General features: G+C 66.2%; 16 protein-coding genes and 1 tRNA gene. 10 read left to right on the forward strand and 7 right to left on the reverse strand.

Annotated features, from left to right (window positions below; translation table 11 throughout):
* Positions 1-713: 713 nt before the first annotated feature.
* Both WG924_RS27600 and WG924_RS27605 read left to right on the forward strand, forming a co-directional pair.
* Positions 714-1,262, forward strand: a complete 549-nt coding sequence (locus WG924_RS27600) for a putative pterin-binding protein (protein ID WP_345936291.1) — start codon at positions 714-716, stop codon at positions 1,260-1,262.
* Positions 1,263-1,274: 12 nt separating this feature from the next.
* Complete coding sequence (locus WG924_RS27605; protein ID WP_345936259.1) at positions 1,275-3,101, forward strand: sensor histidine kinase; 1,827 nt, start codon at positions 1,275-1,277, stop codon at positions 3,099-3,101.
* 11 nt (positions 3,102-3,112) lie between these two features.
* On the opposite strand, the gene WG924_RS27610 is transcribed toward WG924_RS27605, so the two are convergent.
* Positions 3,113-4,615: a sensor histidine kinase gene (locus tag WG924_RS27610; RefSeq protein WP_345936260.1), complete on the reverse strand. Its 1,503-nt coding sequence runs from the start codon at positions 4,613-4,615 to the stop codon at positions 3,113-3,115.
* Positions 4,616-4,838: 223 nt separating this feature from the next.
* Between WG924_RS27610 and WG924_RS27615 the strand changes: the two genes are divergently transcribed.
* The 7 genes from WG924_RS27615 to WG924_RS27645 all read left to right on the forward strand — a co-directional run bounded on the left by WG924_RS27615 (position 4,839) and on the right by WG924_RS27645 (position 11,886).
* Positions 4,839-4,914 (forward strand) — tRNA-Ala (locus WG924_RS27615).
* Positions 4,915-5,118: 204 nt separating this feature from the next.
* Entirely contained in the window at positions 5,119-5,991 is an 873-nt protein-coding gene (gene purU, locus WG924_RS27620; RefSeq protein WP_345936262.1) for a formyltetrahydrofolate deformylase, read from the forward strand.
* A gap of 199 nt (positions 5,992-6,190) precedes the next feature.
* Positions 6,191-7,171 (forward strand): TAXI family TRAP transporter solute-binding subunit, encoded by a 981-nt coding sequence (locus WG924_RS27625; protein ID WP_372044761.1) that lies wholly within the window; start codon positions 6,191-6,193, stop codon positions 7,169-7,171.
* A 123-nt stretch (positions 7,172-7,294) separates the two neighbouring features.
* Positions 7,295-9,409 (forward strand): TRAP transporter permease, encoded by a 2,115-nt coding sequence (locus WG924_RS27630; protein WP_372044762.1) that lies wholly within the window; start codon positions 7,295-7,297, stop codon positions 9,407-9,409.
* A gap of 2 nt (positions 9,410-9,411) precedes the next feature.
* Positions 9,412-9,882: a DUF1850 domain-containing protein gene (locus WG924_RS27635; protein ID WP_345936263.1), complete on the forward strand. Its 471-nt coding sequence runs from the start codon at positions 9,412-9,414 to the stop codon at positions 9,880-9,882.
* The gene (locus WG924_RS27640; protein WP_345936264.1) at positions 9,879-11,240 is read left to right on the forward strand and encodes a DUF2254 domain-containing protein; all 1,362 of its coding nucleotides are present in this window, start codon (positions 9,879-9,881) and stop codon (positions 11,238-11,240) included. Before WG924_RS27635 ends, WG924_RS27640 begins: the two co-directional genes overlap by 4 nt.
* Before the next feature lie 142 nt (positions 11,241-11,382).
* Positions 11,383-11,886 (forward strand): cupin domain-containing protein, encoded by a 504-nt coding sequence (locus WG924_RS27645; protein ID WP_345936265.1) that lies wholly within the window; start codon positions 11,383-11,385, stop codon positions 11,884-11,886.
* On the opposite strand, the gene WG924_RS27650 is transcribed toward WG924_RS27645, so the two are convergent.
* Both WG924_RS27650 and WG924_RS27655 read right to left on the reverse strand, forming a co-directional pair.
* Complete coding sequence (locus WG924_RS27650) at positions 11,887-12,267, reverse strand: hypothetical protein (RefSeq protein ID WP_345936266.1); 381 nt, start codon at positions 12,265-12,267, stop codon at positions 11,887-11,889.
* 99 nt (positions 12,268-12,366) lie between these two features.
* Positions 12,367-13,110 (reverse strand): SDR family NAD(P)-dependent oxidoreductase, encoded by a 744-nt coding sequence (locus WG924_RS27655; RefSeq protein WP_345936267.1) that lies wholly within the window; start codon positions 13,108-13,110, stop codon positions 12,367-12,369.
* Positions 13,111-13,422: 312 nt separating this feature from the next.
* On the opposite strand from WG924_RS27655, the gene WG924_RS27660 reads away from it, so the two are divergent.
* Complete coding sequence (locus WG924_RS27660) at positions 13,423-16,956, forward strand: hybrid sensor histidine kinase/response regulator (protein WP_345936268.1); 3,534 nt, start codon at positions 13,423-13,425, stop codon at positions 16,954-16,956.
* Positions 16,957-16,996: 40 nt separating this feature from the next.
* Here WG924_RS27660 and WG924_RS27665 read toward each other — a convergent pair whose 3' ends face one another.
* The 4 genes from WG924_RS27665 to WG924_RS27680 all read right to left on the reverse strand — a co-directional run bounded on the left by WG924_RS27665 (position 16,997) and on the right by WG924_RS27680 (position 22,204).
* Positions 16,997-17,701, reverse strand: coding sequence for a response regulator (locus WG924_RS27665; protein ID WP_345936269.1), 705 nt, complete (start codon positions 17,699-17,701; stop codon positions 16,997-16,999).
* 203 nt (positions 17,702-17,904) lie between these two features.
* A complete protein-coding gene (locus tag WG924_RS27670; protein ID WP_345936270.1) occupies positions 17,905-19,626 on the reverse strand; it encodes an MFS transporter in 1,722 nt (573 codons plus the stop codon).
* Positions 19,627-19,949: 323 nt separating this feature from the next.
* Positions 19,950-20,930: an alpha/beta hydrolase family protein gene (locus tag WG924_RS27675; protein WP_345936271.1), complete on the reverse strand. Its 981-nt coding sequence runs from the start codon at positions 20,928-20,930 to the stop codon at positions 19,950-19,952.
* 20 nt (positions 20,931-20,950) lie between these two features.
* Positions 20,951-22,204, reverse strand: a complete 1,254-nt coding sequence (locus WG924_RS27680; protein WP_345936272.1) for an ABC transporter substrate-binding protein — start codon at positions 22,202-22,204, stop codon at positions 20,951-20,953.
* Between the last annotated feature and the right edge of the window lie 256 nt (positions 22,205-22,460).

The following is a 22,460-nucleotide window of genomic DNA, read 5'->3' on the forward strand; positions in this document are numbered from 1 at the left end:
GCACAAGGTCATAGTTAAGATGCCAAGGCGCTCATCGGTTTGTCGTTCTTAGATGACTAAGCCAACAACCGCCGCCCTCGCATCCCTTCCGATCCGTTTCACAATGTCAAAGATCCGGGGCCACAAACCCCAGCGAACCCGAAGATCCGCCGCGCCCTCAGGCGCTGTCGGCTCATTTAAGAGCCCAAACCCATTTAAGAGCCTGTATTTCCTGGCCTTTCGGCCCCGTCCGGCGCCGCGTCAACCGCGCTGCCGTCTGGTGTGGGGCGGTTTTTACCCCCGCTGCCCGGCTACGTCAACTGCTTTTTTTCGGAAGCGGTTTCGAAGCTGAACCGGCGGCCACCAACCCTGGTTGGGCTAGGCGGCGATTTCTGAAGATATAGATAAAACCCGGAGCATGCAAGCTCTTTTTGTGGCCTCATTCCGCCGGGCACCGGCTCCGCGGCCTCCGCCTGCCGACGTCTCCGCCCCTCGGACTGGGGAGGAGGACATATGGCTATGGAAGCCGCTGCCGTCCAGCCCCCGTCCTGCCGCAACAGGATGCGCACGGCATCTCCGGCGCGTGCATAAGAGGCAATGCTAACCTTAGCTTAAGTTTTCCCGGCTAGCTTGGAGATGATCAGCAGGTCCGACGGCATGCCTGCCGAAATGCCCTGCATATCGTTTAAATCTCCGATAAATGCAGGTGATGAATGAGCAGGCCCGTGACGATCATGCGCAGCAGGCTCGCACTCATGTGGCTCGCCATCGCACTGGCCGTGGCCTCGGCAACCATGCTGGTCCAGCCGCGAATGGCGCATGCGGACCAGATCACCCTTCCCGCCCCCACCGGCAAGGTGGTTCTGGACGTGTCGGGCAATCTCGCCGTCACGAATACACCGGGCGGCACTGCCATTTTCGATCGTGCGATGCTCGCCGCCATGCCGCGCAGCACGATCGAGACCGCCACCCCCTGGACCGACGGCATCCAGCGATTTGACGGCGTGTCACTGGCTGCGCTGATCCGGCGCCTGGGCATCGACGCCCGCACGGTCTCGGCCCGCGCCCTCAACGACTATTCCTATACCTTCGACGTCGCCGACGCGGTGGCCCGCGGCGGGATCATCGCCGACACCAACAATGGCAAGCCGATGTCGGTTCGCGAACGCGGGCCACTGTGGATCGTGTTCCCGCTTGATGCCCTGTCGGAGCTGGACGGCGTCGGGCGCCACGAGATCCAGTCGCGCATGGTCTGGCAGTTGAAACAACTGACTTTCGAGTGATTGCACAGACCGATGCGTTTTCTTCCCGCCTCCAAAACCGTTGCCGCCGCCCTGGGCGTGATGATCGTGATCCTGGTCGCAATCATCGCGTGGGCGGTCGCGTCGCTGGTGGCGGAAACCCGTCTGCGGGCAACGGAGCGTGCCGAGCGCGACTGGGCGGTCGTCCAGCTCGACTTCGAGACGCTGCGGATGGCGAACGCTTTTACCGAATACCGGTTTCAGCGGGATCCGGACAGCCTCGACGAACTGCTGCTCAGGGCCGACATCGTCTACAGCCGCCTGAGCATGTTCGAACAGGGCATCGTTGCCGAGGCATTGGCCAGCCGCGACGACATGGCGGATCTGTTCCGCACCATCCGCTCGACGCTTCTTGATGTCGAGGCGGTCGCCCTGATCACCGACGACGCCACGCTCGCATCGGCCGCAGTCAGCATCGAAGCCCTGCGCGCCAAAGCCTATGACGCCTCGGTAATGCTGCTGCTCGACAGCAATCGCAGCCTGGCTGCCCTTGAATACCGTCTGCGATCGATGTGGTACTGGATCGCCGTTCCGCTGGTGGCACTGCTGGTCGTGGGCGGCGCTCTGGTCATGTTGCTGACCAGGGCGGTGAAGCACGAGACCCTGCGCCGCGAGGAAGCAAACGCCGCCCAGCGTGCAGCACTTGCCGCCGAACAGATGCTGTCCAATGCCATGACCGCGATGTCCGACGGCCTGATGATCGCCACGCCCGACGGCCGGATCGCGGTCGCCAACCGCCGGATCGACGAGCTGCTTCCCGACACGGTGCCCCGCCCGTTCATCGGTCGCCACATTCAGACCCTGCGCCAGGAGTTGATGGACAGCGCCGTCATCGATATCCGCAGCCGGATCAGCGGCGTCGAGATACCGGTGGACGATGCCCCGCCGACCCATGAGGATCGCGATCACGAAGTTCATTTTGCCGACGATCACTGGCTGAGGATCACCCGTCGCGCCATTGCCGATGGCGGCCTGGTGTTTGTCATGTCGGATATCACCGCGCTGAAGCTGCGCGAGCGGGATCTTGCCGTCGCCAAGCAGGCCGCGGAAGCCGCCAGCCGTGCCAAGACCGAGTTCCTGGCGAATATGAGCCATGAGTTGAAGACCCCGCTGAACGCGGTCATCGGCTTCACCGACATGGTCGCCCATGGCACTGCCGGGCCGTTGAACGAGCGACAGCGCGAATATCTCGGGCATGTCAGAGACGGCGGCAACCGGCTGCTGGGCCTGATCGACGACATCCTTGAGATCGTGCGGGCCGACCGCGATGGCATGAAGACGACCCCGATGGATCTGGACCGCCTGGTATCATCGGCCCTCAGCGATGCCGAACGCCTGGCTCAGGATGCCGATCTGACGCTGGCGCGCATGCCCCATGATCCGTCGACCGACTGTGCCATCCGCGGCGATCGCCGGTTGTTGAAGCGGGCGCTGGACGCGCTGCTGTCGAATGCCATCAAGTTCACGCCCCAGGGCGGCCACGTTACCGTCACCCTCAAGAACCGCACCGCATCGCTTCCCGATGGCGGCACGGCGGCGGGTGTGGAGATCATCGTCGCCGATACCGGCATCGGGATCGCCGCCGAACAGATCGAGCGCGTGCAGCAGCCCTTCGTGCAGATCGACAGCAGTCTTGCCCGTCGCTATGAGGGCGCCGGGCTGGGCCTGCCGCTGGCCCGGCGCTTCATCGAGGCCCATGACGGGCATCTGGTGCTGACCTCGGCGCCCGGCATGGGCACCGAGGCACGGATCTGGCTGCCACTTGCATCGATCCAGGCAGAGATCGGCCCGCAACCGGCCGCGCGTGTGGTGGCATTCTAGTTCAGTCCCGGCTATTTCTTCGTTCCTCCGGTCGCCGGCAGCGTGATGAGCGCCCGCGTGCCGCCGCCGACGCGGCTATCCAGATCCAACCGGCCGCCATGCGCCTCGACCAGACGGCGGGCAAGCGGCAGGCCCAGACCCGTGCCTTCGAAACGCCGCGAGAAGCCGGCATCGAGTTGGACGAAGGGCTCGAAAGCCCGCTCCACATCCGCCGGGCTCATGCCGATGCCATCATCGGCGATGACGATCCGCACACCCGCAGCGCCGGCATCGGCGGCAGATATCGATGGCACGGCCGCCGCCGGCAGCGGGAGCGGAGCCGGCCTATGGGATTGCGGTGGGCAGAGCGCGGGGTCGATCGCCGCCGGCGCAATGGCGACAGGGCAGGCCGTCACCGTGATGCGGCCCCCCGGATGCGTGAACTTGATCGCATTCGACAGCAGGTTCACCACCACCTGCCGGATACGCAGTTCGTCGGCGACAATCCGCAGCGACGGCGGCTCGACATCCAGCGTCATCGCCAACTGCCCCTCAGCCGCTTTCGGCTCAAGCATGCGCACCGCCGTCCGGAGCAATCGCGCCAGATCGAGCGGTCGCGGATCCAGCGCCAGGGTCGCCGCTTCGGCACGACTGAGGTCGAGAATATCGTTGATAACGCTGAGCAGATGGGTGGCGCTGTCGCGAATGTCCCCGAGATATTCGCGCTGCCGGTCCGATACCGCGCCGGCATAGCCCATCAGCAGCATATCGGTGAAGCCGATGACGGCATTCAGCGGCGTGCGCAGTTCATGGCTGACATTCGCGAGGAAGTCGTTCTTGACCTTGTTGGCCCGTTCGGCCGTATCACGAGCCGCCGCGAGCGCCGCCTCACGCGCCTTGACCGTGGTGACAGCCGCCTCACGCGCCTTGACCGTGGTGACATCGGAATAGAGCGACAACAGCCCGCCATCATGGGTGGGAAATTCCCGCACCATCAGCCAGCGACCGTCGGCCATCCGGAACTCGAACCGCCCTCCCCCATGCCGTCGCATCTCCAGCCGGCGCCGCAACCAGTCTTCCGCCGGCTCGCCCATCATATCGATCACACCGCGATCGAGGGCGTCGCGCATCAGGACATCGAAGGCGACCCCGCCAGCCAGCCGCATCGAGCCCTGGCCGAGCATCTCCTCATAGCGCCGGTTGCTGATGACATAGGTGTCGTCGGGGCCGCACAGCAGAAGCGCATCGCTCATGGAATTGAGTGCGTCGAGCAGGCGCGCCTCGCTGGTCCGGCGCACCTGTTCGGCATCCACCGCCCGGGCCAGATTGCGCAGGGCCCGCAGCCGTTCCCGCCTGACCAGCGCCGCCAGCCCGACAATCGTCATGCCCAGCACCACCAGCATCATCGCCAGCATGCCCTGACTTGGCATCACCAGATCGACACCGACTGCCGCGGCCATCACGACCACGACAGCCCCCAGCCCCATCAATCCCCTGGCCAGCCAGTCGGCGACCTTCCCCCGCCTCCCAAACACCGCGGTTTCCTTCTTGTCGCTTCTTGTTGTTTTATCGTTCGGGTACAATTGGCCGGGCACAATCGACGATACAACCGGCCGGAACCTGTTCACTCCACAGCGTGGACGAAGGCCGGTCAAGCGCCGTCAACGCCGGCGCCGCCCCTCCTCTGACGGTTCATGCGCTTCTGGTCTTGCACTTGGCCGCCACCCGCAGTAAAAGGCCCCACGATCCGGATGGTACGGGGCCGTAGCTCAGCTGGGAGAGCACCTGCTTTGCAAGCAGGGGGTCAGGGGTTCGATCCCCCTCGGCTCCACCAATTCCGATCAGTGGCGCGATGACGCGACGCGATCGCCGGATCAGACCATCTGCCATTCTGCATCATCTGTCAGGTTGACAGCCGCAAGCTGCCGGGGCATGCGTTCATGCCGACGCGACCCGCCGCATGCGGGCGCGAGCACCGAGCAGTCGCATGCGGGCGCGAGCGCCCGTGCCGACGCCATCTCCCGGAGCCCGACCAGCGATGCCCGTTCCAAGCCCCACCCATGTCCTGACGATCACCTGCCCCGACACTGTCGGCCTGGTGGCGGCCGTGTCGGGCTTTCTGTCCGCGGAAGGCGCTTTCATCAATGAGAGCGCCCAGTATGGCGACCGTGAGACCCAGACCTTTTTCATGCGCGTGGTGCTGTCGGCCGCCGCCGGCGGCGGTGCGGGCGAGGATGCGGACGGGCTGGGCCTGCGATTCACCGGTCTGGCCCGGCGCTTCGGCATGCGCTGGACACTGCACGACCTCTGCCGCCGCCCGCGGGTGCTGATCTGCGTGTCCAAGGCCGGTCATTGCCTGAATGATCTGCTGCATCGCTGGCATAGCGGCCTGTTGCCGATCGAGGTGGCCGGCGTGATGGGCAACCATGACAGCCTGCGTCATCTGGCGGACTGGCACGATGTGCCGTTCCACCATCTGCCGGTGACGCCGGCCACCAAGGGCGATCAGGAGCGGGCCCTGCTGGATATGATCCGGAACCTGGACGTCGAACTGGTGGTTCTGGCCCGCTACATGCAGATCCTGAGCCCGACGCTGTGCCAGGCGCTGTCCGGGCGCTGCATCAACATCCATCACAGCTTCCTGCCCGGTTTCAAGGGCGCACGGCCCTATCATCAGGCCCATGCCCGCGGCGTCAAGCTGATCGGCGCCACCGCTCATTACGTGACCACCGATCTGGATGAGGGGCCGATCATCGAGCAGGCGGTGGAGCGCGTGGATCATACGCATACCTCGGAAGACCTGGTGAGCATCGGCCGGGACATTGAAACCGTCGTGCTGGCCCGCGCGGTGCAGTGGCATGTCGAGCGCCGGGTTCTGATCAACCAGCACAAGACCGTCGTGTTCCGCTGAGCCGCAGGCCGCATCGCCGGTTTTCCTGTCGCTGAGGATGTTTCCCACCCCTCGTTTCGCGTTGTGTGCAGCTTTTGCTTGCCCGGCCGCCCTGACGCACGGCTAAACTGGCCCCGGAGCGGTTGCCCGCCATCAAGGGGACAGGGGAGCAGCCGGAGAGACAGATCAGAAGACGTCTGAAAATGGGGGAGAGAAATCCATGAACATGCTGAGCACCCGCAAAACCATGGGCGCAAGGATCGCCGGCCTGGCGCTGGCCGCGGCGATCACTGTTGCGGCACCCGTGACCGCCAAGGCCGAACAGTTCGTCAACGTGCTGACCGGCGGCACCAGCGGCGTCTATTATCCGCTGGGTGTGGCGCTGTCGAAGATCTATGCCGACAACATCCCCGATATCCGCACCTCGGTGCAGTCGACCAAGGCATCGGTCGAGAATCTGAACCTTCTTCAGGCGGGCAGGGGCGAGATCGGCTTCGCGCTCGGCGATTCGGTCGGCATGGCCTGGGCCGGCAACGAAGAGGCCGGCTTCAAGGGCAAGCTCGACAAGCTGCGCGCCATCGCCGCCATCTATCCGAATTACGTCCAGATCGTCGCCAGCCAGGACAGCGGTATCAAGACGCTCGCCGACCTGAAGGGCAAGCGGATCTCGGTCGGCGCACCGCGCTCAGGCACCGAGTTGAATGCCCGCGCCATCCTGAAGGCCGCAGGCCTGACCTATGACGATCTGGGCAAGGTCGAGTACCTGCCGTTCGGCGAGTCGGTCGAGCTCATGAAGAACCGCCAGATCGACGCGACGCTGCAGTCGGCCGGCCTCGGCGTCGCATCGATCCGTGACCTGGCGACCAGTGTGCCGATCACCGTGGTGGCGGTGCCGGCAGATGTCGTGGCCAAGATCGGCGACGCCGCCTATCAGGCGACAGACATTCCCGCCAACACCTATGACGGCCAGACCGAAGCCGTGCCCGCCGTCGCCATTGGCAACATCCTGGTGACCCATGCCGATGTGCCGGACGCACTGGCGCACGAGATGGCCAAGCAGATGTTCGACAACATGAACACCATGACCGCGGCCCATGCCGCCGCCATGGCGATCAAGCTTGAGAACGCGACCAAGGGCCTGCCGATCCCGCTGCATCCCGGCGCCGAGGCCTATTACCGCGAGGCCGGCGTCCTGAAGTAATCGCGCCGACGGGCGACATCCGCCGGGCCACCGCAGATGCGGCGTGCCCGGCAGATGTTGTCCGGACCCAACGCGCCATCAGGCGGCTTCAGGCACAGGCCAGCGTCCGGAAGATCCACGCGCATGACAGCATCCACCGACCGGGCCGCCGCGCCCTCATCTCGCTCCGAACCGGTTTTCGAGGCGGGGCCCATGCATGGGCCGTTGCCGGATCGCCGCCAGGGTTTCGGCCGGGCGATCTTCCTGATCGCCGTGATCTTCTCGGCCTTCCAGATCTACACCGCCGCCTACACGCCGCTGTCGAGCCTGGTGGTCCGGTCGATCCACGTCGGCTTCCTGTTGCTGCTCGGCTTCATGCTGACCGCCGCCCATCGGCCGGCAGGGTCGCCGTTGAAGCTGGTCGATATCGGGCTGGGGCTCGCGGGCTTCCTGCTCGGCCTGTATCACTGGGTGTTCGAGACCGACATTCTGCTGCGCGCCGGCGATCCGTCGGACACCGATATCGTGCTGGGCGTGCTGCTGCTGGCGCTGGTGTTCGAGGCGGCACGGCGGGCAATGGGCATCGCGTTGCCGATCATCTGCGGGCTGTTCCTCGCCTATGCGGTCTTCGGTCATCTGCTGCCCTCGCCGCTCAACCATCGCGGGTACGGCTTCGATCAGGTGATCGACCAGATGTTCCTCGGCACCGAAGGCATCTTCGGCATCCCGATCCTGGTCTCGTCGACCTATATCTTCCTGTTCATCCTGTTTGGCGCCTTCCTGGAACGCGCCGGCATGGTGATGCTGTTTTCCGACATCGCGATGGGAACGGTGGGCGGCGCGCGTGGCGGTCCGGCCAAGGTGGCGGTGGTGTCATCGGCGCTGATGGGCACCATCAACGGCTCCGGCGTCGCCAATGTGGTGACCACCGGCCAGTTCACCATCCCGCTGATGAAGCGCTTCGGTTATCGCCCGGCCTTTGCCGGCGCGGTCGAGGCGACAGCCAGCATGGGCGGCCAGATCATGCCGCCGGTGATGGGTGCCGTCGCCTTCATCATGGCCGAAACCCTGAACGTGCCCTATATCGACGTGGTCGAGGCGGCGCTGATCCCGGCCATCCTGTACTTCGCCACCGTGCTGTGGATGGTGCATCTGGAAGCAGGCCGCCTGAACCTAGCAGGCCTGCCCAAATCCGAGCTGCCCGATCCGCTGGCGGCGTTGAAGGCGCGCTGGCATCTGCTGCTGCCGCTGGTGCTGCTGGTCTATCTGCTGTTTTCCGGCTACACGCCGCTGTTTGCCGGCACGGTGGGTCTGGCGCTCACCGCGGTTCTGATCCTGGGTTCGCCGATCGCATCGGCGATGCCCGCCATGCCGATCCGGATCCTGTTCTGGGTGGTCATCGGCCTTGCCGCCGCCGGCTTCTTCCGGTGGGGCATCGATGTCATCGCCGCCGTCATCCTGGTGCTGGTCGTCGTCTGCTTCGTGATGCGCGGGCTGAGACCCACCCTGACCATGATGGTCGATGCGCTGGCCGATGGCGCACGCAACGCCCTTGGCGTGGGCATCGCCTGCGCGCTGGTCGGCACCATCATCGGCGTCATGACCCTGACCGGGCTCGCGACCAATTTCGCCCGCGTGATCATCGATGTCGGCGACCAGAGCCTGTTCCTGTCGCTGGTGCTGACCATGTTCACCTGCCTGGTCCTGGGCATGGGTATTCCCACCATTCCCAATTACATCATCACCTCGTCGCTGGTCGGCCCCGCCTTGCTGGAGCTGGGCGTGCCACTGATCGTCAGCCATATGTTCGTGTTCTATTTCGGCATCATGGCCGATCTGACGCCGCCCGTGGCCCTGGCTGCCTTCGCGGCCTCGCCGATCGCCAAGGCTTCGGGGCTCAAGATCGGGGTCAACTGCCTCAGGATCGCGATCGCCGGCTTCGTGGTGCCGTTCATGGCGGTCTATACCCCGGCGCTGATGCTGCAGGATGGCGGCCCGCTGGCCCAGTCGATCGGTTACTGGCCCGCCGTCGGCTTCATCGTGCTCAAGGCGCTGGTTTCTATGGGCCTGTGGGGTGCCGCCAGCATCGGCTTCCTGGCCGGCCGGCTGGCATGGTGGGAACGGATCGCCGCCATGATCGCGGCCTTCCTGCTGGTGGCGGCGCTGCCGCTGACCGACGAGTTGGGCCTGGGGCTGGCGGCGATCGTGATCGCCCAGCATCTGATCCGCCGCCGGCGCACGCTGCGGATGGCGGGCTGACCATGGCGGGGGCGATGGCCGCCACGGTTCTGGGCCTGTGCATCGCCCTGGCCCAGGGCGGGCCGCCGCTCGCCCGCCTGCCCGTTACCGCCTTCACCCTGTCCTGGACCCATTCCGTGGAACGCGTCCGCTGGCAGGAGGCCTGGTCGATCGGCAACGATCATCTGCTTCATGCCGGCCTGGCCCGCATCTCCGGCAGCGGCGCCGGCATGGAACCGCCCGATGATGCCCGCCTGATCGACGGGCACTGGGTCTACACCCCGGCGATCGGGCCGCTCGACGCCCTGACCCTCGCCAATTCCACCAACACACCGCCGCACCGGATCTGTGTGGCCGGCGGCGTTTGCGACAGCCTCGACGCCCTTGCGCCGGCAGCGCGCGGCCAGCCGGTCAGGCTGTATCCATGCGACATCGCCGCCCTGCCCGACCACGACGGGCAGCCGGTGGCCACCGCCGGGGAACCTGTCGGATGATGCGTGGCGGGCTGTTGCGAACCTGGACCCGGCTGCGCGAAACCCTGTGGCTGCGCCCCGCCGCGGCCAGCGCGCTCGCGGCGCTGTGGGTGGGGCTGGCGATCGTCATCGGCCCCTACATGCCTGGCGAGTATGCGATCCCGGTGCCCGACAAGGATGCGATCGTCGAGCTTCTGAAGCTGGGTGGCGGCAGTCTGCTGACCATCGCCACCGTCACCTTGTCAGTGCTGATGGTGGTGCTGAATGCCGCATCCGATCAGGCGTCGCCCCGTGCTCTGCCCGGCCTGATGTCCGACGGGGTCACGCAGAACGCGCTGGCGACCTTCGTCGCCGGCTTCGTCTATGCCGTCGCCGGCATCGTGGTGCTGGGGCTTGGCCGCGACGGCACCGGTGCACGGCTGCTGATCGGCCTGGGCGGATTGCTGTCGCTGGCGCTGGCGCTGTTCCGGATGGTGATGTGGTTCCATCACATCGCCGACACGCTGAAGCTGTCGAGCATGATCGACCGGATCTTCCGCAGCGCCTGCCGGTCGGTCGGCGCCCATCGCGCGGCGCCCGGGCTTGGCGTGCGGCTTCAGCGGCCCGCCGGCGCCAGCGGTGCCGAGCCCCATTCGGCGGAATCCCGGCACAGCACCGCAGGCGGCGCCGGCACTGGCGCCGCCTGGGGCCGCACGGTGGTGCGCCCCGCCATGACCGGCTATCTGCGGCTGATCGATACCGCCCGTCTGGCGGCGTTGGCCGAACGGCACCGTCTGCTGATCGACATCAGCAACCGCCCCGGTATCGGCGTGCACCCGCTGAAGCCGCTGGCGACGGTCCGCAGCCGCGATGGCGGCGCGGTTGATGACGCGGTGCTGGCAGTGATCGGCGAATGCTTCGATATCGGCCGCGATCGGATCGACACTCAGGATCCGTTGTTCTCGCTGGAACTGCTGTGCGAAACCGCCTGCCGCGCATTATCGCCCGGGATCAACGACCCGGAAACCGCCGAGGTCTGCCTGGACCGGCTTGAAGCTTTGCTGGCCGATCTGGTGGCCGACCCGCCCCGCCAGGACATGGCCCCCGATACCGATCGTCTGGGCCCCGGCGCTGCCCATGTCACCCTGCCCGCCCTGACCATCGATGCGCTGGTCGATCGCGCCCTGATGCGGATCGCACGCTGCGGCGCCGGTGCGGTCGAAGTGGTCTGCCGGCTGCTGGGTGTTCTGGCGGTGATGGCGCGCGAAGCGCGACATGCCGAGGATGCCGATGCCGCGCGCCGTGCCGCCGCCCAGGTTCATGCCTATGCGCGCGCTGCCCTGACCATCGATCACGATCTTGCGCGGGTAGACGCGGCACTCGCCGACATGCCGCAATGACCCCGCCACAGTCATCACGCGGGCGTCACGCAGGCATCACGCAGGCATCACGCGGGGCTGCGCCCTCTCGTGATCTCGGCTAGGCTGGTACCGAGCACGCGGCCGTGAAGCCGGTCTTCCCGCATCCAGACGAGGCGCCCCCATGGCAGATGACGAGCATCATGATCACGACCATGGCCACCATCACCGCCATGATCACGACTGGCGCACCACCGGCGTTCAGGTGATCCCCGGCGACCAGCTCGACCCGCAGACGGCCCAGACGCCCGGCATGGCGCGCGCGACCGCGATCAACAACGCCCGTGTCGGCGCCAGCAAGATCTGGGCCGGCACGGTGACGATCCAGCCCGATGCCAAGACCGGCGCCCATCATCACGGCGCGCTTGAAAGCGTGATCTATGTGTTGCGCGGCCGCGCGCGGATGCGCTGGGGCGACCGGTTGCAGTTCACCGCCGAAGCCGGGCCGGGCGATTTCATCTTCGTGCCGCCCTATGTGCCCCATCAGGAAATCAATGCCGCCGCCGACGAGCCGCTGGAATGCGTGCTGGTACGGTCGGATCAGGAACCGGTGGTGGTCAATCTGGATATCGAGCCGGTCGAGAAGCCCGAGACAGTGAAATGGATCGACCCGATCCACCGAAGCTGATCAGCGTCCGCCGCTCCAGACCGCGAGTTCGGGGCCTGCTTCGGGAGCGGCGGCGCTGTCGGTATCCAGCGGCGGGCTCTCTGCCAGAACCCGCCGGGCAGCGAACTCGCCTGCGGCACGGCGCGCCGTTGTGTCATAGACACTGGTCCAGCCCGCGATGTTGAACAGGTCACTACGCGGCCGATAGAATCCGGGTGCGCCGAAAGCCGATGCCGCCCGCGCCACTGCATCGCCGAGCGGTACCGGCGGGTGCGGCGCATCGATCATGAACCGTGCCCACAGGGCGTCGAGCGTCGCCACCGGCCCCAGCCGGCCCCCCCGGCCAATGCCGCCGCGTTGATGGCGCCGATCGACACTCCGGTGATGATCGGCGGATCGCAAGCAGATCAACCTGTGCGGGATGATGCTTGCAGAGATATGTTGCGACGCTAAGATATATTCTGCATTGCAGCATCAATGGCCCGGAGGTCATCTATCGGATCAGACCGCAGAATAGCCACCGTCGACCAGATGGGCGCTGCCGGTGACAAAGCCGGCCTCATCCGACAGCAGGAAGCAGGTCAGCGCTGCCACCTCATCCGACGTTCCCAACCGGCCGATCGGGTGGCGCGCGACCAGCGCGCGCCGGGCCGGGGCATCGACATGGCCGATCAGCGGTGTGTCGATGAAGCCAGGGCAGACGGCATTCACCCGCACGCCGGCGGCAGAGTATTCCGCCGCTGCGGTCTTGGTCAGCCCGATCACGCCATGCTTGGCTGCAACATAGGCGGCCGATCCGGCAAAACCGCTGAGACCCAGGATCGATGCCATATTGACGATCGCCCCGCCACCCGAGGCCAGTATCGCCGGAATCTGGGCATGCATGGCATAGAATACGCCGTTCAGATTGATGTCGATCACCCGACGCCAGCCGGCAATGCCATAGACGGCAACCGGCCCCTCGGCGCCGCCGATGCCGGCATTGTTCACGGCCAGATGCAGACCACCGAAGCTGGAGACGACATCATCCACCAGCCGCGCCACCGCGTCCGGATCGGCCACGTCGACAGAGAAGGCGCGTGCTGCCTTGCCAAGCCCGTCCGCCAGAGCGCCGGCCGCCGCGTCATTGATGTCGGCAACCGCCACCCGCGCGCCCCCGGCAACCAATTGCCGGGCCACGGCCGCGCCAATCCCCGAACCGGCGCCGGTGACCAGTGCAATCTTGTCGCTGAACAGCCGGGTCATATACCATCCCTTACCGTCTGATCATGGCGCATCTGCTTTGTCGCGGGCAGCATGGCGCAATCGGCCCGGTATTTCAAACGAACGTTTGCTGGCATCCCCTTCCCTGCCCGAGACGACACTGGAACATTGCCGTCGCCGGACCCTGATCGGCGACTTGATCCGGGGCAGATCCCTGTGCAGACTCGCTGTACAGCCGTCCGGCTGATGCAACCATGCCGTCAGATGTATGGGGTCAATCGAGGCGCAGCGCGGGCCCGGCCATAACAGTTCGGCGGTGCGCGATCAACGGGGGAAAGGGTCCACGGACCCGTCATGGACAGTTGGCTCGTCCTCAGCCTGTCGCTGACCTATCTGGCAGCGCTGTTTGCCATCGCCTGGCGCGGCGATCGCATTGCCGCGCGCCGCGCCAGCCTCACCCAGCGCCGCGCGCCGCTGCTCTACGCCCTCAGCCTCGCGGTCTATTGCACGTCATGGACCTTCTATGGCGCCATCGGCCGGGCGGCGACCGGCGGTTTCGACTTCGTCTCGATCTATGTCGGCCCCATCCTGATGATCGGTCTGGGCTGGCCGATCCTGGCCAAGATGGTCCGGGTGGCCAAGGCCGAGAACGTGGTGTCGATCTCCGATTTCATCTCGGCACGCTATGGCAAGAGCCGCGTGCTGGCGGCACTGGTCACCTTCATCGGCCTGATCGTGGTGCTGCCCTATTTCGCGCTGCAACTGAAGGCGATCACCATCAGCTTCGAGGCGCTGGCCGGCAATCCGTTCGCCGATACCAGCCTGCCGCATCTGCCGGGGCAGACCACGCTTCTGGTCACCATCGTGATGGCGGCCTTCGCCATCCTGTTCGGCGTGCGCAACATCCACGCCAATGAACATCATCCCGGCCTGATGGCGGCAATTTCGGCCGAATCGCTGGTCAAGCTGGCGGCGGCCCTGATCGTGGGCGGCAGTATCGCCACCATCGTCGCCGCCGGGCCGATCGATCTGATCGAAACCGCACTCGACAACCCGGAACTGCGGCTGCTGATGCAACCCGATCTGGATCTGTCGTGGTGGGCGATGACCCTGTTGTCGGGTTTCGCGATCCTGTGCCTGCCGCGCCAGTTCCATGTCGCGGTGGTGGAAAACACCCATGTCGGCGATATCCGCACGGCGGCATGGCTGTTTCCGGCCTATCTGATCGCGATCAACCTGTTTGTGGTGCCGGTGGCCCTGGCCGGCCTGCTGCTGTTCGCCGGCGGCGACGTCAATGCCGATACATTCCTGGTCACGGTGCCGCTGGCCCTGAACCAGCCGGGTCTTGCGCTGCTGGCCTTCATCGGCGGGCTGTCGGCCGCCACCAGCATGATCGTCGTCGGCACCGTCGCCCTCAGCACCATGGTCTGCAACGATCTGATCGTGCCGGCGCTGATGGCGTTCCGGCCCGCCGCCCGGGGCTGGCATGCCGATCCAAGCCGCATGCTGCTGACCGTCCGCAGGCTGGCGGTGATCGGCATCCTCAGTCTGGCCTATGTCCACTACCGGCTGCTGGGCAGCACCTTTCCGCTGGTCACCTTCGGTCTGGTGTCGTTTGCCGGTGTCGCCCAGTTCGCGCCGCCCCTGCTGTTGGGGCTGTTCTCGCGACGCATCACCAAGGCCGGCGCCATCGCCGGCCTGACCACCGGCTTCGCGGCCTGGGTGGCGACGGTGCTGATCCCGTCCTTCGCCGAAGCCGGCCTCATCGCCGCCAGCGGGTTTCAGGCGCGGCTCGCCGGTCTGGGCTGGGGTTTGGCCGAAGGATCGGGCGGCATCCATGATCTGGACCTGCTGTCGGCCGGCGCGCTGATCAGCCTGGGGCTCAATCTTGTGGTGCTGCTGGCGGTATCGGCAGTGACGCGGCAATCGGCGCTTGAGATGCGTCAGGCGGAACGCTTCGTGTCGATGCGCCACGACATCGAAGACCGCCGCATGCATCCGCGTGGTGCCACACTGGCCGATCTGCACGAACTGGCCGCCCGCTATGTCGGCCGCCGCCGTGCCGACGCCGCTTTTCGCGACCTGATGCAGGTGCGCACCGCCCATATCGGCGGCTTCGACAGCGCGCTTCTGGTGCGGATCGACCAGGAAGCGGTGCAGGCGACCGAATGGTTGCTGGCCGGGGCCATCGGCTCGGCCTCGGCGCGGGTGGTTGTGGCCAGCCTGCTTGCCGACCGGCGTCTGTCACGGTCCGACGCCCGCACGATCATCGACGAGGCGTCGCGCGCGATCCTCGACCAGCATGTGCTGTTGCGGTCGACGCTGGAGAATGTCGGCAAGGGGGTGTGCGCCTTTGATGGCGATTTCCGGGTGCTGCTGTGGAATCGCCGCTTCCTCGACATGCTAGACGTCCCCGAGGCGATGGTTGCCGTCGGCACGCCGCTGGCGGAGATCGTCGCCCATCTGCGCCAGCGCGGCGAGTTCGGCCGTGACGGCGAGATGGATACCCTGCTGACCCGCCAGGCCGACCCGGCCCGGCGCAGTCGCCCGGATGTCTATCATCGGGTGCGCCCCGACGGCACCGTGCTGGAGGTGACATCGAACCCGCTGCCGGATGGCGGCTTCGTTGCCGTGTTCAACGACGTTACCGATCGCCACCGCGCGGCCGAGGCGCTGCGCGAGGCTAATGAAGGGCTGGAGCGCCGGATCGCGGCCCGCACGGTTGATCTTGCCGCCGCCAAATCCGAAGCCGATCGCGCCAATCAAGCCAAGACCCGGCTGCTGGCCGCGGTCAGCCATGATCTGCTGCAACCGCTGCACGCGGCCCGGCTGTTCATCTCGGCGGCACGCGACCGGGTGGATGATCCGCTGGTCGGACAGGCGGACGCGGCCCTGCGATCGGTTGAACAACTACTGGGCGATCTGCTCGACGTCACCCGGCTCGATACCGGCGTGGTCAAGCCCAGCCTGGGCGTGGTCAGGATCGACGACATCCTGCGGCCGCTGGCCCGCGAAATGGCGGTGGTCGCCGAAGGCCATGGGCTGTCGCTGCGCCATGTCGCCTGCGCGGCCACGGTCGCGACCGACGCGGTTCTGTTGCGGCGTATCCTGCAGAACCTGCTGGGCAATGCCTTGCGCTATACCGCGCGCGGCCGGGTTCTGGTCGGCTGCCGGCGCAGCGGGGACCGGCTGCGGATCGAGATCTGGGACACCGGCCCCGGCATCCCGAGCGAAAAGCAGGTCGAGATCTTCCAGGAATTCCGCCAGCTGGATACAGGCCCCGGCGATCGCGACAAGGGGCTTGGCCTGGGGCTGTCGATCGTGGAGCGGCTGGCGGCGATCCTGGGTCACCAGGTCAGCCTGCGCTCCAGCCCCGGCCGGGGCAGCTGCTTTGCCGTCGAGGTGCCGATGGCGGTTGCCGAAGTGGCTGCACGGCGCGTAACACCGCATGTGCAGGACGCGGCCTTCGACGGCATTCTGGTGCTGTGCATCGAGAACGAGATCGCGATCGCCGAGGCCATGACCGCCCTGCTCTCCGGCTGGTCCTGCGAGGTGGTGTGGGGCACCACCGCCGATGCCGCGATGGCGGCGCTGGGCGAGCGCCGGCCCGATATCGTGCTGACCGATTATCATCTGGATCACGGCCTGAACGGCCTGGATGTCCTGGCGGGGTTGAGGGCGCGCTTCGGCAGCGGGCTGCCCGCCGCGGTCATCACCGCCGATCGCGACGCGGCCGTGCGGCAGACCGCAGAGGCCGCCGGCTGCCACGTTGCCTATAAGCCGCTCCGACCCGGCGCACTCAGGGCGCTGATCGCCCATCTGGTGACCAGATCCCGCAGTCTGAGCGATGATGCTGCCGCAACGGCGGCCGATATCGCCGCAGATTGATCCTGTGTGTCTTGATCCTGTGCGTCAAAGCCGCCGGGAGTCAGACAACGGCCCGGCTCAGATCGCGACCCGCGTCAGGCACCACCGGATCGGCGTCCAGGGCGGGATCCGTGGGTGACGACAGCGCCAGCCGGGCCGCCACGATCGCGGCCTGGGTACGGCTGACCACCCCCAATCGGCGCAGAATCACCGTCACATGTGCCTTCACCGTGGTTTCGACCACGCCCATCTCATAAGCGATCTGCTTGTTGAGCTTGCCTTCGGCGATGCCGGCCAGCACCCGAAGCTGCTGTGGCGTCAGCCCCGCCACCCGCGCCGCGACATCGCGATCGTCGGTGCTGCCCTCGGTGGCGTCGACCGGCGGCACCCAGACGGCGCCATCGATCACCGCCTGGATCGCCTCGCCAAGCCGGTTGACCGGTGCCGATTTCGGCACGAAGCCCGATGCACCATATTGCATGCAGCGCTGAACTGTCGCCGCATCCTCCATCGCCGAGACGACGATCACCGGCAGGGCGGGAAATTCGCTGCGCAGCAGCACCAGCCCGATCAACCCGTTCATGCCCGGCATGTGCAGATCCAGCAGCACCGCATCGACATCGGATGTGTCGTGCAGCGCGGTCTCGACTTCGGAAAACCGTGACGCCTGTATGGTCGTGGCGCCGGGCAGGCTGTCGGAAACCGCCTGACGCAGCGCTGCACGCATCAGCGGATGGTCATCGGCAACCAGAATGCGAAACGTCATGGCCTTGCCCTCCCCGATGTCGTTCTCGGGGCTGGCATGGCCGCACCGCCCCGTTAAGCGAGGATGATGCGCAACTTGGGGCCCGACGCAAGGCCGGTGATGAAAATAAATGGAAACGGGCAGCCGGGGCTGCCCGTTTCTCGCGGGTGCAATATAACCGCCAGGGATGATCATTGTATGATATTGATCATCCCTGAATTATGTCAGTCATGCTGATAGATATCGACCGAGCGGGTTTCCCGGACGAACAGCATGCCGATGACGAAGGTCGCGGCCGCAATGATGATCGGGTACCAGAGGCCGGAGTAGATATCGCCGGTGGCCGCCACGATCGCGAAGCTGGTGGTGGGCAGGAAGCCGCCGAACCAGCCATTGCCGATGTGATAGGGCAGCGACATCGAGGTATAGCGGATGCGGGTGGGGAACATTTCGACCAGCATCGCCGCGATCGGGCCATAGACCATGGTGACGTAGAGCACCAGGATCGTCAGCATCACCACGACCATCACATGGTTGACCGCGTCCGGATCGGCCTTCGGCGGATAGCCGGCCGTCCTCAGGGCGTCGCTCAACGCCTTGTCGAACGTGGCACCGGCCGACTTCAGGTCGGCAGGCGCCGCCGCCGGGGCCGCCCCGCCATGCAGGTTGACGGCCGTGCCGGTGGTGTGGCCGGCGGCATCATAGGCAGGGATCACGATATCGCCGACCCGGATCTGGGCGATGGTTCCGGCGGGAGCCGCCTCGTTGCTGTATGGCGCGCCCTTGCGGACCAGGGCCGATTTGGCGATGTCGCAGCTGGCAGTGAATTTGGACGTACCGACCGGGTTGAACTGGAAAGCGCATTCGTCCGGATCGGCATAGACCACGATCGGCGAGGTGGCGACCGCCTGTTCCAGCGCCGGATTGGCGTAATGGGTGATGGCTTTGAAGATCGGAAAATAGGTCACGACCGCCAGGGCCAGCCCGGCCATGATGATCGGCTTGCGGCCGATCTTGTCCGACAGGGCGCCGAAGATGATGAAGAACGGCGTGCCGAGCAGCAGGGCGGCGGCAATCATCAGATTGGCCTCCTGCGCATCGACCTTCAGGGTCTGCTGCAGGAAGAACAGGGCATAGAACTGACCGGTGTACCAGACCACCGCCTGCCCGGCGACCAGACCGAACAGCGCCAGCAGCACGATCTTCAGGTTCTTCCAGTTGCCGAACGCCTCGGTCAGCGGCGCCTTGGAATGCTTGCCCTCGTCCTTCATCTTCTGGAAGGCGGGGCTCTCGTTCAGCATCAGCCGGATCCAGACCGACACGCCCAGCAGCACGATCGAGATCAGGAACGGAATCCGCCAGCCCCAGGCTTCGAAGGCCTCGGTCGGCATCGACATCCGACAGCCCAGGATGATCAGCAGCGACAGGAACAGGCCCAGCGTCGCCGTGGTCTGAATCCAGGCGGTATAGGCACCACGCCGGCCATTGGGCGCGTGTTCGGCGACATAGGTCGCGGCCCCACCATATTCGCCCCCCAGTGCCAGGCCCTGCAACATGCGCAGCGCCACCAGGATGATCGGCGCCGCGATGCCGATGGTGGCATAATTCGGCAGCACGCCGACCACGAAGGTCGAGGCGCCCATGATCAGGATCGTGACCAGGAAGGTGTATTTGCGGCCGATCATGTCGCCCAGGCGACCAAAGACCAGCGCCCCGAAGGGTCGCACCGCGAAGCCGGCGGCAAAAGCCATCAGGGCAAAAATATAGGCGGCAGTTTCATTGACGCCCGAGAAAAACTGCTTGGCGATAATCGCGGCCAGCGATCCGTAGAGATAGAAGTCATACCATTCGAAGATGGTACCGAGGGATGACGCAAAGATAACTTTACGCTCTTTGCTGGTCATCGGCGCGGCCTTGCCGGTATCCGCGACGGATATGTTGGCCATGGGCCCTCCCTGGAGCGTTCTGTTGGTCAGACACTGTTCGCCAGCCGCGCCCGCGACTGGCCGGCCATGCCCATGACGAGTCCAGCCGTCGCAATCGCGTGCCGGTGTCCCCAATCGTCATGTGGCTGGCCAATGGTCAGACGATGCGCGCGTCAGGGTAGCGGCGCAGCCCCGACCTTGGTCGGGGCCGCAGCCGCTCCAGGGTTTTGAAATCAAACGAGAAATATTATTGCATTGCAGCATTCATGGTCGATGCGGCGCAACACGGCCTGTCGCGCCCTATCATCCTGCACGCGATTCTCCGCCCCCCGCCGGCGCCCGGTTCAGCCGGCGACCGCCTGGATCCAGTCGACCAGCCGGGCGGCGATGTCGTCGCTGTTGTCGTCCATCATCGGCATGTGGGAATTGCCGTGGACGCCGGCCGCCGGCAGGTCCAGAAGCTGTGCCGCCACCCCGCAGGCCCGCAACTGGCCGACCGAATGCCGGGTGGCGGCGGCCAGGGCCGACCAGAACGGCGTCGCCTCCAGATGGTCGCCCAGCACCACCAGCCGGTGTTGAGCCCGGCCGTCGCCCGCCCCGCTCCGGCCATCGCCCCGCCAGCCGGCAGGCGGCTGTGGCATCCCCGCCGGCTCGACCACGATGCAACCGCGCACCAGATCGGGCGCCGCAAAGGCCGCCGCATGGGCGAACCAGCCCCCCTGGCTGTGGCCGACCAGAATGCATGGTCCCGTGCGCTCGATCACCGCCAGCAGCGCCGCGAGTGTTTGGGGGCCGGTGCTGAGCCAGCGCGGAACGTGCTGGCGGCACAAGGCGTCGAAGCCGCCGATCGGAAAGCGCTGGCCGGGAAACGGCGTCCGCGCCGCGAAGTCGCGGGCATGGCCCAGACGATACAGCGACCACGCCTCCTGATCGCTGCGCATGATCGGCCGGCCCTGCCAGTGACCGTCGATGGCGGCCCAGCCGGCGCGGCCGCGTTCCACCGCATCCACCACATGCACCGCAAACCCGGCCTGAACGAAGCGGGTCAGCCAGCCGGGGCGGTTATCGGGCGTGGTCTCCCACATCGCCCCGGTCAACGCGCCGCCATGGATCAGCACCACGGGCAGCGCATCCGGGCACAGGGCGCGCGGCACGAAGCTCTGCACATAGGCCTGATCGGCAAACACCTCGCCGCCCGGTTCGATCTCGATCGCCGGCGTGTCGCCGGAGAAGCGGATCGGGGCCGCAACCCCGCCGGTCAGCACCACCCGCCCGCCCCCGCAGCGATAGCTGCGGAAGCAGGCGAGATCCATGGCATCATCCATGGTCGCGGGTTCCCCGCCGGTCATTGCGCCAGCAGCGGACAGGCACTTGCCGACAGCGGCCAGACCAGATCCTCACCCGGTATGACCGAGACGATGTTCAGGTAGTCCCAGGGCTCGGTCTGCTCGGACGGCGCCTTGACCTGGGCCAGATACATGTCGCGCACCACCCGGCCATCGGCGCGCAGGCGGGCGTTCATGCTATAGGGATCGTCGATCGGCAGCCGGCGCATCGCCGCCACGACCTCGCCCGCATCCCGGCTCGACGCATCGGCAACCGCGCGCAGATAATGCAGCACCGCGCCATAGACGCCCGCCTGCAGCATCCCCGGCATCGCCTTCATCCGCTCGAAATAGCGCATCGACAGCGCCCGCGCGCGCGGATCGGCATTCCAGATCGATGGCGTGGTCAGATAGGTGCCCTGGGCCACGTCCAGGCCCAGACCGTGGATGTCGCTCAACAGGAACAGCAGCGCCGCCAGCTTCTGACCGCCCGCGACCACGCCGAACTCCCGCGCCTGTTTGATCAGATTGATCGTGTCGCCACCGGCATTGGCGATGCCGACGATCTTGGCGCCCGAACTCTGCGCCTGCAGAATGAACGACGAGAAATCGGGCGTGTTCAGCGGATGCAACACGCTGCCCGTGACCGTGCCGCCCTGCGCGGTCACCACCTCGGTGGCATCGCGCGCCAGTTGATGGCCGAAGGCATAGTCGCTGGCAATGATGAACCAGCTATCGCCACCGGCCTTGACCACCGCACCGGCAGTGCCCTTCGACACGGCGTAGGTGTCGTAGGTCCAGTGGACGCTATAGGGGGAGCAGGCCTTGCCGGTCAGCGCCGGGGTGCCGGCGCCCGAGAACAGCACCACCTTGTGCTTCTCGCGCGCGATATCCTGCACCGCCAGCGCCACCGATGAATTCGGCACGTCGACGATCACGTCGACACCGTCGCGGTCATACCATTCGCGGGCGATCGCCGCGCCGAGATCGGTCTTGTGCTGATGATCGGCCGAGATGATCTCGATCGGCCGGCCATCGATGGTGCCGCCGAAATCCTCGACCGCCAGCCGTGCCGCCTCGATCGACCCCTGGCCGGTGGCGTCGGCGGTAACACCGCTCAGATCGGTCAGCACGCCGATCGTCAACGGCCGGTCCTGGCCGGTCGCGACATCCGCGGCCAGGGCATGAAGCGGCACCGACAACATCCCGGCGGCCAGCAGCACCGCCGCTGTCCGCGCATATCCCCGCGCATCTTCGATTGCATGCCTCAGCATGCTTGCCATGTCTGTCCTGATGGTCATCGGTCTTCCTCCCGAAGCGGTGCTTTGCCCCGCTCGGGCGCCGTCTGCATCCAGGCCGCATCACCGGCATCCGGGGGCGGATGCAGGCGCGTATCAGGTCGGATGGCGGCACCCTTGTTCTCGTTATGCGTCTGTCACCGCCAGATCTGCTATGGTCACGACCAACGGATGACCGGAGTATTTTGTCCCATTTGGGACTATTTGCAAGCAAGTCGACCACCCACCGCCA

This window comes from Tistrella arctica (assembly GCF_039630945.1).
Classification (GTDB): Bacteria; Pseudomonadota; Alphaproteobacteria; order Tistrellales; family Tistrellaceae; genus Tistrella; species Tistrella bauzanensis.